Source organism: Bacillus altaicus (genome assembly GCF_042136375.2).
GTDB classification, from domain to species: Bacteria; Bacillota; Bacilli; order Bacillales; family Bacillaceae_G; genus Bacillus_A; species Bacillus_A cereus_U.
On record NZ_JBHHFZ020000002.1, the window covers coordinates 177874 to 193218 of the forward strand.

Sequence of the window (15345 nt, forward strand, 5' to 3'; positions counted from 1 at the left end):
CAAAGTTTAATAGAATAATATATGGTACATGATAGTACCGGCAAAACATACTATGTAACAATAAATGAAGCCCATGTGTATGTTAAGTAAGAGTTGCAAAAGAGCATAAACATTTAAAAATATAAATTTGCTATTAATCTATGCTTTTATATGATTAAATAAAAGAACTGCCTATAAGTGGAACTTTTAGGGCAGATTCTTTTTATATAATAAATTGAAGGGTGGAACTAAGGTGATTAGTGATTTGAAAAAAGGGGCTTTATCTTCATTGAAGGGCCGTTGGGGATTAGGAGTAGGTTCAACATTCCTAAATTATCTCATTCCCGCAGCAAGTATGTATCTCATTGGTATAGTAGTATTTTTAATTTTTGGTTTATTTGTAGATGTTATAGGACCTGAGAACCTTGTATATTATTCGTATGGCGAACCTAAACTTAATTTTGGAGTTATTTTATCTCAAATTATTATATGGGCTATTATTTTTATTCTTTATATCGTTGTGCAAAGTGTTATGAGTTACGGTTATTACAACATCACTTTAGGTTTAGCAAAAAATGAATCTACTACAATTGGTGATTTATTTGCTGGATTTAAGTCAAATAATATATTTAGAGCTATGAAATTAGGTATCTTACAAACAATATTCATTTTCTTATGGAGTCTTTTGTTCATTATTCCAGGTATTATTAAATTTTTCTCTTATTCTATGGCTTACTACATTATGTTAGAGGATCCAGAATGTACAGCAAGCGAAGCGATTAAAAAAAGTAAAGCGATGATGAAAGGACATAAGTTAGACTTATTCATCACTTGGTTAAGTTTTATTGGTTGGTTTATTTTAGGTTCATTGGTAGGAATATTCACATTAAATCTTCCGTATCTTTGGATTTCCCCATATTACACAACGACTGTATCGCATTTCTATTTGAAATTAGCAAATAAAAATGTGACTGATGACGAAACTATTGTTATCTAATCTATATAATGATTAATATCAAAAAAGAGAGGGAACTAATTGTTCCCTCTCTTTTTTGATGTTTTGTAGCTTTAAAATAAAGTTCAAATTTTAATATGCCACATTTGTGGGGGTACCGCCACATGCCTATCAAGCTAAGAAAAGCAAATACCCCAAAATGAGAAAATTGACATCTCCAGGTGAAAATGTACAATTTTTTGTTTTGGGAGCGTTATAAAATTCTTAAGTTGACGGATGTTGGTGCTACCCCTTTATGAACATGTGATACAAAAGTCACTTTAAACTAATTAGGGTGTTTTTGCCCATCCCCTCGAAAAGGGGGAATAAGGGGTTCAGCAGAGATATATACGTTATCTTAACCAAGAAAATTAAAATATGAATTTAAAAGGGCCCTTACGTTGAATACATATACTCAATGTAAGGGCGAATTATTTTTGGTTTGAAATAAAGCTTGATTAAAAACAACTTAGGGATCTGTGTAGCCGATTTCCTTAATGTACAGAAAATTGGCTTGTTGGTTCATTACTCGTTAAAAATGTTTGTAAAGCTTCTAGAGGTTAAATCAACTTGCATTTTATTTGCTAGAATACCATTTAGCTAACCACTCATTCCATTTATCTGTTTGAATAGTAATGGCAAATATAGTGTTTTTATCAGGCTTGTCAGTCAGACATACGGATGTATCATTAACAGATAAATATTGTCCGTGGTTATTTTTTAAAGAGAAGCTTTCAAATCCACAATCAACAAGTGTCCATACTTGTCCATAAGCACGAAATCCTGTAACGCCCACCTCACCATTTGCAGATGTAAGATAGGTTGCATTTGCTTCTATGTACACCTTATTAGATCCTTTTTCAATTGGAATAATTGTAAATATGCTCCTATCTTCTGGGATCCAATTAGATGAAGCGAAAATATTCGTACTATCCTCCCATGTTCGCAAGACGTTATCCCTGTTTCTAATTTTCACAGAAATAGAAGAACATTCTTCATTTTTATGCTGTGTAACGACAGCGAGCTTATGTCTCTTTATCTCAGCAAGCTCATCAGGGGTATAACTAAAAATCTCAGATTCTTTTACTGGATTCGAAGTTATTGTTGCCAGTTTTTGCTTCTCTCCCGGTAGTGCATGAAAAAGTTTCTCTAGGTCAAAAGAAACACTACCTGGTTTTATATTTGGAAACTCCTGTCTAATAAATTTTAGAGCTAAAGGACCATTCATTTGACCACTATTGTCACTTCTTAAGTAATATGTTTGCCAATTCGTAAGCGCAATACCAGTATTCCCTTCATCTAATTGTTTTTGTGTAATATAATACACATCACGTTCATATAGATCTGAGGCATCTGGATTTAAGTCCACTATGATACCAGCTTGCTTAATCAGAAGTTGTTGACCATGTTTTATCGTTTTATATTCAACTTTCCCATCTTTATAGAAAATTTTAATTCTCTTAGAAAAGTTTTGGTTTTTATAATAATCATACACACTAATACCAAATTCTCCTTTGTGAAAAGTAGGAGATTTGTAAGCACGGTTTTCATTGTTAGCTAGATAATCATTTTTAGCACTTTGTTCTGATAAAGAAATAACAAAAGGCTCTTTTAGAAAGGTATCATAGGTATCACTAAATGTTGTAAGAATCGTTTCTCTTGTATCAACGTCTGCTTCTGCTTTATGTTTTGTAAATGGGTTCAAGCTGAATACAATCCCCATCGCTATTCCTACAGGGGGGATTTTTTTTATACATCTCCTTATCTTTTCCTTCATGGATGTGCTCCTTACTTTCTAATTTATACTGTTTCCAATATATTTAAATTAACATCGGTAAGTTTATCTTAATTTAAATAACTCTCAAAAGTCTTTCGTAAATGTTACAAAACCCTTTCATTGCTTCTCATACAAATACTTCAGGACTCTTGCAAGTAATTTCTTAAACTTGGAAATACCGATAGAAATAAAAGGATTGATACATAAGTAAACCACCGATATATCTTATTAAATTAAAAATTGAGATCCAAAAAACAAGAAAGGTTGGCATTTTGCCAGCCTTTCTTGTTTACTACTTCATTCATTTTATAAATAAAATTTTTGTTTTGGGGATACTTAAAAATCTTCGCTTAATGAGCATGTGGCCAAGCTGAAAAAATATAGACTATCGTAAAAAGTTCAGAATTTTATACGATATTAATGAAAGACTTTTGTAACATTTATGAAAGAAATTTGAAAGGTTTTTAAACTAAGATGAATTTATAAATATTGATTTTATATTTTAAATCAATATACGACAGTATTTATATGTTTGTTTTTTACAGTGTTACATGTAAGCAATCTAGGCTAAATCTTACTAAGAGAGGACAACAAAAATGAAGAAAAAATTTAAAACAATTGGAATTGGAAAGAAAGTAATTCCTACTGCAGCGGCATTAGGTATTCTTTTTTCTGTCGCTCCTATTGCAGAAAACAAGGCTAGCGCAGGGATAGGTACGGTAATAGATATAAGTATTACTGTATTAGGTGCTGTAGCAAACACTTATGAAGCACTTGGAATAAGCCCAGAGGATGGAGACCCAGGCACTCGCATTGATGTATATGCAGAAAACGAAACTTACCAGGCTCCTAGTTTTACATCTGGGGAATTTAATATTTCCATGTATCATACACAAGGTGATTCGAATTTTCTTAAACCAGTTAAAGTACGCTATCCGAATGGGAAAATCGAACTTCATCAACTAAGATCTGGGCAGCAGCTTAAAATTACTGAAGCAGGTGCAATTATAGATTTAAACCCTAATGGAGCAAATGTCTCAGAACACGATCTTCTTTACATTACACAAGCACAATTAGACGAAGGAAAGACCGGAGTTGTGATGAATCAAGGCCAACATGCATTTGTAGAAAAAGCATCTGGTACAAACCCAAGATTTATTATTCCACTTTATAAAAAATATGCAGACAGCTGGACTACAGATTGGGATGTGATTGCTAGAAGTTATGATTACCAATTTAATAAGATAGCAAATAAATTATCAGATAAGCAAAAACAATTGATAAAATTGACTTCAAAGCCAGTATCTAAAGATGTTCTTGACAACTATGTTAATAATGACCCTAAAGCTCGTGCAGATTTTTATGATCGATTATCTGATATATTGGCGGAGCGTACTCACGTCCTAGAGACACCTATTGCACTACCATTTCATGCACTAAATCACGGTAAATCTTATCAAATTATTCCCTATAAAAAAGGGACGAATAAGGTAATCTTAAAAACAGGTTCAAAATACCTTTCAGGAAAAGAAGGAAACGAACTTCAATATTCTGATTCGCTTGGTGATGATGAAGTGTTTGAACTTGTTCAGATAGAAAATTCTTCCGATGATAAACTTCAGTTCCGTTTGAAAAATAAGAATGGAGTAAGCTTGACTGATAATCGAAATATTCAAACGTTTAATACTGAATGGATTTTAAACTCTGAAATGCGTTTCACTGCAAAAAGCAACAATGAAATTCATAACTGGTTAAGAGAGTGGTATCCAGGGAAAGAAAATGAGAAACAGAAGTATGACGGAATACAGATAATAGCTGATGAAAAGGATCCTACTAAAAAGATTGCAAAAGATTCTTCTGGAAACGTAATAAAGAACAGTTGGGTAAACGTTTCTGACAATCATTATTATGCAGGCTCTGATGGATTCTTGTTGAAGGATTGGCAGAACATTGAAGGTAAGACGTATTATTTTGGTAGGGATGGCGCGTTCAAGAGAGGTTATGTTAACCCAGATATTGATGGTAAGCAATACCACTTTGATGATGGGGGTGCTTTACAAAAATCAACATGGCACAATAAACAATATTCTGATCATACTGGAGCACTTATTAAAGAAGGCCTACGAGAAATTGATGGTGAAATTTACTATTTCCAAAATTATAAGGCTACTACAAATGAACTACGTCTAGAAAATCAAGATATTATTCTTCACTTTTCTGATAAAGGCGCACTTGAGAAGGCTTCTAGACCGGAGGGAGGGGAGCTAAAAGGTAATAACGGTACTGATGGTGCTTATGTTACTCTTGATAAGAAAGAGTTATTTTTTGAAAAAGACGGTTCGATTAGAAAAAGTGGAGCCTCTAAAGGTTATGCCATTCTGGCAGGAGAAAATAAGCCTGTACTGAATTATTACAGCTTAGAAGACGGACTGTCCTATTCTGGTTGGAAGGAAATCGATGGTAAAAAATATCACTTCCAGTGGGGCCGCCACACTACTTTTGATGGACATGAAGAAATTGACGGAAAAAGATATTATTTTAATCAGGACGGAGAAGCTAAGTTAACTGGGTTTGATAAAGTCGATGGTAAAATATATCATTATAACGATAAAGGCGAAATGCAAACGGGCTGGCAACAAATCGATGGTAAATGGTATTACTTCGATGATTCTGGAGCAGCTAAGATAGGATGGTTCGTCGGTCCTTACGAAACCACTCTCCATGGTTTTGGATACTTTAAGTATTATGCCAAAGCGGACGGTTCAATTTATCAAGGCGTCACTGTTGAAATTGATGGCAGGAATTATAAATTTGACAGTCATGGACACAAAGAATAAATGATACAAAAAGTCTATATTTTATAAATATGACTTGCTAAATGAGATCCCCACGAACTCCAGATGCTTTCAGCATCTGGAGGATTTTTATAAACTTGATGGCTATGTGGGGTAGTGACAGTAGACCGCAAAGTAGTGATCTTACTTGTAAAAGAGAAATGGGAAAAGCAAAGTATATTTATCAATAACTAGAAAAAAAGGCTTTTGTAGATAGCTTATTTGTTTTCTACTATCCTTACAGAACTGTCATCTTTGTGTAAGATTATTAGATAGTTTGTTTAACGTTAAAATGTAATAATTAACTTATAAAAATTGATAATGATTTTTTAGAAATTATAGACGAGTGTTGTTCACGATTATAACAACAACTAAAAAATGATTGAGAAAAATTCAACATATACATAATAAGTGGAGGTAAATATAGTGGCTTTAAAAGTAGTACTTATCGTTATTGGTGTAGCATTAATTTTATCGGGTGCATATAAAATGAAGAAGTATGATGCATTCGTAGGAAAAACTCAAACCAGAAAAAATCTTTTCAACTTGCTAATTAATGGACAAAGTTCTGGAATAGGACAATTATTAAGTGGGATTGTGTGTATCGTTTTAGCAATCGTAGCCTTTATAATTAAATAATTTACAAATAAGGGAGCTAAGATATAGAACTTAGCTCCTTTTATTATGATAAAGTCTTTAGGCAAAAACAAAGATTTTTTCTGGAAATGTACATGGGATATGGAAACGATTATGGGTATGAGGCGTCACTCTAGGATTTAATTACAAATTTCAAAAGAGCTTTATTCAAGTTCTTTTAATCTACATATCCACTCTTTAGCACCAAATAGATCCTATTTAATAAGGAAAATAGGTTTAGCGTACACAAAACACCTCAAAATATGTCTAAGCGTACAATTTTCCTTTTTTGATATGATAAGACCTATATGCACCCTTCCCCTTATATTTCATATTTTCCTATATGTTCATCAATGTGTTGTAGATTTTTAGCATTCAAAATATAAAATCCAAAATTATCTCGTGTAGAACCATAATGATCCATTATCTTTCGATGAATAGCAACTGGATTATCAACAAGTGGATATGCCTTTACTAATTCGATGGGGTGGGGATCTTCATCTCTTAAATTTATCAAACGATTTTCAAGTGACCTTGTCTTATCATATTTGCTTCTTTCTGTACCGTATTTTATTTTATAAAGAGGTTCACCAACTTTTTTTATGATAAACATAAAGCCCGGTTTAGGTTTACTTTGTCTTTCTTCAACCTCCTTTTGCATTCGTTTATAATATTCTTTATGTTCCTGACCTACAGAACGATTGTATTCTTGGATATCTCCTTCTGTGAGTGAATCGTAGAAATTTAAAATTTTATACAAAGTCTGTATAGTATCAGCTTTACTCATCATATAGCCATCATTATCACGTAAAAAGTATTGTTTATGTTCATCATCTTCAGATAACATCCAATGCTTACTTCTCAGCATTCGCGATCCCATACAAGATCTCCCTTCTTTTATTTATATAATTAGTACAACAAAACCTTGTCGTATAAATTGGCAGGATTTCTTTTATGGAGGGATTGGTTCAAACCTTGTAGACTTATTCTCCAACATTGGTTCTTAGATTAATTAATACATACTGAATTTATGTAAAAATTTTTCAATATTATATTATTAATATATAAACTATAATATAAGTAATTCTTTTTATTATTTATATTTTGTTATTTCCTGTTGCAGAATCCTTATTATAAATAAGGATTCCTTTTTTTGTATCAAAAATCTACAAAGAAAAAAGATAAGATCGGGAACACAATCTTATCTTTAGCACAAGGAGTAAACAAAAGTGATAACCATCATATTTTTATTATAATTTAATTTTTGTTAATTTTGAATATTAATACCATAATTAACAAGTATATTTATATTGAGAAATTTATTACAAAATTAGTTATAAATGTTTCAAAAACCGAAAGTAAACTTTTAGCCAAAAGTTTACTTTCATTTTGCTGGATATCAGGAAGAAACATTTATTGGTGATAAAAATAAACTAGCTAAATTATTCGGTATATTTGCTTACATATTAGGACTAACTACCTTTCTACTCCCTTTTGGATTAGAAGTCTTTGGAGATATTGCCGGTATCACCTATGCAATATGTATATGTGGAAGCGTAATCGTAGTTTTGATATGGAAGCAATTCATCAATAAACCATATTAAGAAAAAGAGCAAACCATATTTTTCATATGGTTTGCTCTTTTTTACGTTAGATTATAGTTTGTCTTATCATTGTCAAAAATGAAGAAGTTGGATAAACAATAAAGTAAATACAAGTATCCCTGTGACCTAGTTTTACACGTTATCTTAACCAAGAAAATTAAAATATGAATTTAAAAGGGCCCTTACGTTGCATACATATACTCAACGTAAGGGCGAATTATTTTTGGTTTGAAATAAAGCTTGATTAAAAACAACTTAGGGATCTGTGTAGCCGATTTCCTTAACGTACAGAAAATTGGCTTGTTGGTTTGTTACTCGTTAAAAATGTTTGAAAAGCTTCTAGAGGTTATATCAACTTGCATTTTATTTGCTAGAATACCATTTAGCTAACCACTCATTCCATTTATCTTTTTGAATAGTAATGGCAAATATAGTGTTTTTATCAGGCTTGTCAGTAAGACATACGGATGTATCATGAACAGATAAATATTGTCCGTGGTTATTTTTTAAAGAGAAGCTTTCAAATCCATGATTAACAAGTGTCCATACTTGTCCATAAGCACGAAATCCTGTGACGCCCACCTCACCATTTGCAGATGTAAGATAGGTTGCATTTGCTTCTATGTACACCTTATTAGATCCTTTTTCAATTGGAATAATTGTAAATATGCTCCTATCTTCTGGGATCCAATTAGATGCAGCAGAAATATTTGTACTATCCTCCCATGTCCGCAAGACGTTATCCCTGTTTCTAATTTTCACAGAAATAGAAGAACATTCTTCATTTTTATGCTGTGTAACGACGGCGAGCTTATGTCTCTTTATCTCAGCAAGCTCATCAGAGGTATAACTAAAAATTTCAGATTCTTTTACTGGATTCGAAGTTATCGTTGCCAGTTTTCGCTTCTCTCCCGGTAGTGCATGAAAAAGTTTCTCTAGGTCAAAAGAAGGATTACCTGGTTTTATATTTGGAAACTCCTGTCTAATAAATTTAAAAGCTAAAGGACCATTCATTTGACCACTATTTTCACTTTTTAAGTAATATGTTTGCCAATTCGTAAGCGCAATACCAGTATTCCCTTCATCTAATTGTTTTTGTGTAATATAATACACATCACGTTCATATAGATCTGAGGCCTCTGGATTTAAGTCCACTATGATACCAGCTTGCTTAATCAGAAGTTGTTGACCATGTTTTATCGTTTTATATTCAACTTTCCCATCTTTATAGAAAATTTTAATTCTCTTAGAAAAGTTTTGGTTTTTATAATAATCATACACACTAATACCAAATTCTCCTTTGTTAAAAGTAGGAGCTTTGTAAGCGCGGTTTTCATTGTTAGCTGTATAATCATTTTTAGCACTTTGTTCGGATAAAAAGATAACAAAAGGCTCTTTTAAAAACGTATCATAGGTATCACCAAATGTTGTAACAATCGTTGCGAACGTATCAACGTCTGCTTTTGCTTTATGTTTTGTAAATGGGTTGAAACTGAATGCAATCCCCATCGCTATTCCTACAGGGGGGATTTTTTTTATATATCTCTTTATCTTTTCCTTCATGGATTTGCTCCTTACTTTCTAATTTATACTATTTTCAACGTATTTACATTCATATCAGTAAGTTTATCTTAGTTTAAATCCCTTTCAAAAGTCTTTCATAAATGTTACAAAACCATTTCATTGTTTCTCATACAAACACTTCAGTACTTTTGTAAGTAATTTCTTAAACTTAGACATACCGATAAGAATAAAAGGATTGATACATAAGTAAACCACCGATCATATAGTCTAAAAATACACTTTTGCGAAGAGCTTAACACCATGAATCTCAAAAACATAAGTGTGAGATTATTACTCGTACAGTTATTTTCTCTCGTACTGGAATTATTTATATCTTCCTCAAGGATGCTGTTCTTACCTAGGTTTGTTGAAGATAGTTTCGGTTTACTTGGAATTTCCGTTACTACACCTTTATTATTATTTATTGGTGTAATTATGACATATCTGAAAAAAAGGCCTTTGTCTAACAAGAACGAGACAAACTATTCCTTTTAGTTAGTATCGATTAAAATAAAAATTTTGTTTTGATGATACTTAAAAATCTTCGGTTAATGAGCATGGGGCCAAGCTAAAAAAATATAGAATATCGTAAAAAATTCGGAATTTTATACGATATTAATGTAAGACTTTTGTAACATTTATGAAAGACTTTTGAAAGGTATTTATACTAAGATAAACTTCGGAACGTTAAATGCAGTTTAACAAATAGAAAAAATAGGGTAGCACAAAGTGAGGAGCACAATTATGAATGGAAAAGCAAAAAAAAGTATGCGAAAAATCCTTCCTGTAGGGATTGCAATGGGGATTTTATTCAGCGCCAGCCCCGTAACAGAATATAAAGTGAAAGCAGATGTTGATACGTTCGCAACGATTGTTACAACATTTGGAGATATCTATGACGCGTTTCTTAAAGAGCCATTTGGGAAATGGTTAGAAGAAATAGATGCAAAGAACAGTTATGCAGCTCGTCTGGAAAACGTTGCTTATAAAGCTCCTACTTTTAACAAAGGGGAATTTGGTATTAGTGTGTTTGATTATAATAAAGATCAAAATTTTAGCAAGAAGATTAAACTTGTTTATGCCAATGGGAAAGTTGAAAATAAAACAATCAAGCATGGAGAACAAATTCGTATTAAGGACGCTGGTACAATAGTAGACTTAACTCCTGATGAACCAGAACTATCTAAACATGATATTTTGTATATTACGCAAAAACAATTAGATGAAGGAAATACAGGTGTTTCACTTACGAATTTCAAAACTTATTATCTAAAAAGTGACAATAGCGGTGGTAAAAATGTTCTAGCAGATAGATTTGAACAACAAGAATTCCCAGGTTATTTTCTTAATAATGGCTCTGGTTTGCGTGATGTTCGTTATGCTAATGAGGATCTTTTTAGTAAACTGCCAGAAGAAAAACGAATGTTAGCAACAATTACTTCGGAACCAGTAAGTAAAGAAGTACTGTTTGGTGATGTAGAAAAGGATTCTCAAGTTCGTGAGGATATGAAGAAACGTGCACTCGATATCTTTACACAACATAAAGAAGGGCAATATTCCGCTATTTCTACAAAAATTATAAATGATGGCCTAAACTTGCAAGCAGGGGACTATATTCATGAAGAAGGTAATGGGGATCCAAATGCAGGGACTGATTTTACAATTACGCCGGTTAAAAAAGGATCTGATAAGGTCTTTATAACATCTGTCTTTAATGATAACTTAAGATATCTTACATCTAAAAAATTAGGAGATCGCAGTCAGTGGGTTTATACTCATGCAGGAGATATCAGTTCTGATGAAGTATGGACTCTTGTTAATCGAGAAAATGGTCAGTTTTCTTTACAAAATAATAAAGGGGAATATTTCTATGTTCCTAGAACTGGTAAAGGTGCACCAGCGTGGACTACTTCCGACATTAATCAAGCTGGTAAATTCACAGCTCGCCTTGCAGAAGGCAAATGGAATAATTGGTTAATAGATTGGTATCCTGGTAAAGAAAATGAGAAAAAGGAGTATAGCGAAGTAGAGTTCGATTATAACAAGTCAACTGCAAAAGATTCCTTTGGAAATGTGATAAAGAACAATTGGGTAAAGAAGGATAAAGATTATTATTATGCAGGTTCTGATGGCGTTTTCTTGAAGAACGGTTGGCAAGAAATTGACGGTGAGACATATTATTTTCAGGAGAATGGGAAAGTAGTATTGTCAGATAGCAATATTGGGGCAATTGATGAGAAGTGGTACCACTTTAATGATAAAGGTGCCTTGCAACGATCAGCATGGAAGGAAGATGGCGATGGTCTACACTATTCTGATGCTTCTGGAGAATTTATTGGAGATGGGTTGCGGGAAATCGATGGTAAAATTTATTATTTCAAATCTACCGTTGCTAATACAAAAGAAATACGTCTAGAAAATCAAGGTGTCATTCTTCATTTTTCTGACAAAGGCGTACTTGAGAGAGCTTCTAGACTGAATGGAGAAGCGCTAAATGGCTCGCAGACTTCAGTTATTTTTGACGAGAAAACGTTAATATTTGAACATGGTGGTTCCATTAGAAAAAGTGGGATTTCTAAAGTCTTTTTCCCTGGATGGACTTCAGAGGAAGAAGACCAGCCTGTGGTGGTATATTACAGCTTAGAAGAGCCTAACTATAACGGTTGGAAGGAAGAAAATGGTAAAAAATACCACTTTGATGGTGGCAGAAGCTATACTTTCGATTATAATGTAAACATTGAAGGAAACAGATATTATTTTAATCATGAAGGAGAAGCTACGCAGACAGGTTTTGTAAAAACTAACGGTAACACATACTATAATAATGATAAAGGCGAAATGCAAACAGGCTTTCAAGAAATAAATGGTAACAAATATTACTTCTCGGAAGATTCTGAGCAACGTGGAAAAATGATAACAGGACTTTTCAAAGTTGGAGGCAAACGCTATTACGCTGACCCGAATAATGGTGTAATGCATCGAAACACAACAGCATGGATTAATTACGATGGTCCGATTAAATTATGTCGTTTTGACAGTGAGGGACGTATTACCCAAAATTAATGATACAAAAAAGTCTATTTTTTATAAATGTGACTTGGTAAATGAGATCCCCACGACCTCCAGATGCTTTCAGCATCTGGAGGATTTTTGTTAAGTTGATGGCGATGGGGTGGTACCCCATGTCCTTAACGGTATCCCTTTATAAACGGTAACGCATTTTCCTAATTTTCAAATGAGTATCAGCAAGTGAATTTTAGTATAAGGGGTACGGAAATGATTATGGGTATGCGGGGCCACTCTGGGGTTTAATTACAAATTAAAAAAGAACTTTATTCAAGTTCTTTTGATCTACTATACAGAGCGGCTTGACTCACCCCTGTAATTTGGCATATTTCCTTAACGGTTTTATTGGTATGCTTCCGTAATTCAATCGCATGATTCATACCTGGGTGCTTATCCGTGTATTTCTTCAATCTTCCTCTATACACTCCTTTTTGTTTCGCTAACTTTATTCCTGCACGTTGTTTTTCTTTAATCATATCTCGATCTAATTCACTAAAGGCAGCCATGACAGTTAAAAAGAATTTTCCTGTTGGAGTTCTCGTATCTATTCCTAAATTTAAAATCGCAAAGTGAACATCCTTTTCCCGAAATTGTTCAACTAACTGTAGTAGCTGAATGGTATTTCGACCTAAACGATCCATTCTAGTTACAACTAAAGTATTGCCAGCTGTTAGTTTTGAAAGTAAAGTGTCTAACTCAGGTTTTTGTTTTGTAACTCCGCTTATTTTCTCTTTTATGATTTCATCTACTCCATATTTCATGAGCTGTTCAATCTGTGTATCTAAATTTTGATCTTGTGCACTTACACGAGTGTATCCATAGATCATTTTTATCCCTCTTTTTGTATGTATTTTGATAAGTGTTATTGAGAGTCTCTGAGACGAATAATATCAAGGAAAAGATTTCTTCTCAATAGGGTACACTCTATTGAGAAGGGAAACATGCAATTATACATATCCAAATAAAGGGTCAAATGTATAAGTAATACCATTAAATTATTCTATAAGTATTTTTCTAAAATAAAAACTAACCCCCTCTAAATTAATATAGTTATTTTTTCATTGGATATATTAAGTTGTAATCATTATAATTACTACAATAGAATTCATCATTAATTTTATTAGTATAATATCCTCTCACTCATATTAAGAAATTATCGAATACATAAGATAAAATTCTACTATTTACGACAAAATTTTACTATTTACGCATCGGGAATTTAATGTTTTAATAAATAACATAACTGGTATGACCAATAAGAAAGGAGCAAATTCCACTAAATGGGAGTTTAGTAAAGTTGCAAGTAACATTATGTTGATTTAAACTTTCTTAATATTCGGTCATTTTTAAAAAGGTATCTCGAATCACAAAAGTATCATATTTGTACAAAATTGGTTTTAAGTTTCTACATAGCAAAAGTGATTTTATTTCGCAATAAAAGTATAAGCAATGTACAGTATAAAATCATTTTTTGTAATCTTGTAGGAATCTTACCGACAAAAATAGGGGGCAATATTATGAAATCAATATCAAAAAAAGTCATGGCAGGGTTAGGTGTAGGAGCAATGAGTCTATCTATCTGGGCTCCTTCAAGTGAAGCAGCAGCTCCAGAGAATAATCGATATTATTCTATTCATTTGAAAGCTAATAACAACTTAGCTTGGGATGTACGTGGCGGGTCTACTGATATTGCAGAAATTGATCTATATAATACTTCCTCTCGTGGTGACAATGAACAATTTGTATTTTTCCCACTTGATGGAGGAGCATATGCAATTGTAAATAAAAATAGTGGAAAACCTGTAACACCTGGTGTTCTTATGGGGAATTCTGGAGTTTTGGGACAAACGAGTTGGACTGGTTCCGCTACTCAACAATGGTATTTACGAGACAAGGGAAATAATAATTATGAAATTGTGAACCAAGGAAATGGGCAAGTTGCATCATATGGATCGAATGGGATATCAGGTCCAGCGAGAATAGAGTGGGTAGATTTGGATGAATCAAATCCTTCTGATAATGATAAGGTATTTAACATTGCTAAGAATGGACTTGGTGCTCTAGCTGATTCATTCCCAGGTTTATTTCCTGATTACGGCACTTTTTCATTACCAACTTTACCAGCTGTAGGAACTAGACCAAATGCTCCAGATTATAATACAAGTGGGGCTAATGATCAACAATTACCTCAAACGTCAAATTCTGTTGTTGTTGGAGCATCTTTAGTACCTTGTTTTATGGTAAAAGATAGTCAAGCGAGTGACTATACAAAAATACACAATTCCCAATATTATACTTTGGTAAAAGAAGAATATTGGGATAAAACATTTTCAGCGGTTATTCCAGCTGGTTTGACTCGTAATTATACATTCAAAACAGGTATGACTACTGTAGATCAACAAAAGATGACTGATACGCTTTCTATGAAGATTGGAGCAGATTTTGGATTGAAATTTGGAGACGCATCTGCAGCAATTAAATCAGAGATTACAAAAACAATACAAACAGAAATTAGTACAACTAATACGGAAGCAACGGAAGAAACAATTACAAGTTCTGTTACAAGTGAACCTGGTAAAACAACAGGATATACAGAATATCAACTGGCAACAAAATATACGTTAAAGAGAGCAGATGGTTCAGTTGTTTCAGATCCTTGGGTTGTAAAAAATAATAAGATAACAGTAGCAAGAAAAATTTAAGTATAATAATTCACAAATATATAGCGATATATGTAAATAGTAAGTGGATAAGCAAAGCGAAGTGATGGAGCCCCCTCAAAAAATGAGGGGGTTTCCCTTGTTACAATTATTTGTTTACTTCAAATGATAAAATAAGTATTTCTCTTCTTATTAAATATTCCCCCTGGCAACATTTAATAGGAAGAAATGT

Annotated in this window: 9 protein-coding genes and 1 pseudogene; 6 read left to right on the top strand and 4 right to left on the bottom strand. The window is 32.9% G+C overall.

Annotation, left to right across the window (positions count from 1 at the left end; translation table 11 throughout):
- Positions 1-232 precede the first annotated feature (232 nt).
- Positions 233-976, top strand: coding sequence for a DUF975 family protein (locus tag ACE38F_RS27090; RefSeq protein WP_016105479.1), 744 nt, complete (start codon positions 233-235; stop codon positions 974-976).
- 574 nt (positions 977-1550) lie between these two features.
- On the opposite strand, the gene ACE38F_RS27095 is transcribed toward ACE38F_RS27090, so the two are convergent.
- Entirely contained in the window at positions 1551-2750 is a 1200-nt protein-coding gene (locus ACE38F_RS27095) for a hypothetical protein (RefSeq protein WP_375371320.1), read from the bottom strand.
- Positions 2751-3346: 596 nt separating this feature from the next.
- Here ACE38F_RS27095 and ACE38F_RS27100 point away from each other — a divergent pair.
- The gene (locus ACE38F_RS27100; protein ID WP_375371319.1) at positions 3347-5587 is read left to right on the top strand and encodes an N-acetylmuramoyl-L-alanine amidase family protein; all 2241 of its coding nucleotides are present in this window, start codon (positions 3347-3349) and stop codon (positions 5585-5587) included.
- A gap of 423 nt (positions 5588-6010) precedes the next feature.
- A complete protein-coding gene (locus ACE38F_RS27105) occupies positions 6011-6223 on the top strand; it encodes a hypothetical protein (protein ID WP_375371318.1) in 213 nt (70 codons plus the stop codon).
- Positions 6224-6542: 319 nt separating this feature from the next.
- Here the strand turns inward: ACE38F_RS27105 and ACE38F_RS27110 are convergent, their stop codons facing one another.
- Positions 6543-7100: a GIY-YIG nuclease family protein gene (locus ACE38F_RS27110; protein ID WP_375371317.1), complete on the bottom strand. Its 558-nt coding sequence runs from the start codon at positions 7098-7100 to the stop codon at positions 6543-6545.
- Between the two features lie 493 nt (positions 7101-7593).
- Here ACE38F_RS27110 and ACE38F_RS27115 point away from each other — a divergent pair.
- Positions 7594-7824, top strand: a pseudogene (locus ACE38F_RS27115) (DUF3784 domain-containing protein); the annotation flags it as partial.
- Between the two features lie 363 nt (positions 7825-8187).
- Here the strand turns inward: ACE38F_RS27115 and ACE38F_RS27120 are convergent.
- Positions 8188-9387 (bottom strand): hypothetical protein, encoded by a 1200-nt coding sequence (locus ACE38F_RS27120; RefSeq protein ID WP_375371316.1) that lies wholly within the window; start codon positions 9385-9387, stop codon positions 8188-8190.
- A gap of 744 nt (positions 9388-10131) precedes the next feature.
- Here ACE38F_RS27120 and ACE38F_RS27125 point away from each other — a divergent pair.
- Entirely contained in the window at positions 10132-12450 is a 2319-nt protein-coding gene (locus ACE38F_RS27125; RefSeq protein WP_375371344.1) for a cell wall-binding protein, read from the top strand.
- Between the two features lie 269 nt (positions 12451-12719).
- On the opposite strand, the gene ACE38F_RS27130 is transcribed toward ACE38F_RS27125, so the two are convergent.
- Positions 12720-13280 (bottom strand): recombinase family protein, encoded by a 561-nt coding sequence (locus ACE38F_RS27130; protein WP_375371315.1) that lies wholly within the window; start codon positions 13278-13280, stop codon positions 12720-12722.
- Positions 13281-13970: 690 nt separating this feature from the next.
- Here ACE38F_RS27130 and ACE38F_RS27135 point away from each other — a divergent pair.
- Complete coding sequence (locus ACE38F_RS27135; RefSeq protein ID WP_375371314.1) at positions 13971-15155, top strand: RICIN domain-containing protein; 1185 nt, start codon at positions 13971-13973, stop codon at positions 15153-15155.
- The last annotated feature ends 190 nt before the right edge of the window (positions 15156-15345 follow it).